Origin of the sequence: Priestia sp. SIMBA_032, from assembly GCF_046535215.1 — a bacterium.
GTDB classification, from domain to species: Bacteria; Bacillota; Bacilli; order Bacillales; family Bacillaceae_H; genus Priestia; species Priestia aryabhattai.
This window is the reverse complement of the sequence record NZ_JAWRXD010001639.1, coordinates 1-233: the sequence shown is the minus strand read 5'-3', so window position 1 is coordinate 233 and position 233 is coordinate 1. Positions and strand designations below refer to the sequence as shown.

At 78.1% G+C, this 233-nt stretch carries 1 protein-coding gene; it reads right to left on the bottom strand.

Annotation, left to right across the window (positions count from 1 at the left end; translation table 11 throughout):
* Positions 1–233, bottom strand: a 233-nt coding sequence (locus SB717_RS39830) for a beta-eliminating lyase-related protein (RefSeq protein ID WP_410908879.1), incomplete at both ends; no start/stop codon positions are given.

The following is a 233-nucleotide window of genomic DNA, read 5'->3' as shown; positions in this document are numbered from 1 at the left end:
GCCAGGCCCGCCTTCCGCGCCGTCTCGGCGACCGCCCGCAACGCCTCCGCGGGCCAGACCGCGCCGCCGGCGAGATTGACCGTCTGCTCCGCGACCATGAGCCGGCTGCGCGGCGCGTGGGCGGAGCGCGGGCGGATCGCGTCCTCCACCTGCGCCACCGTCATCATGCCGCGCGGCGCGTCGAGCGGATGCATCATGACCCCGGCCAGCGCCGCCGGCCCGCCGCTTTCGGC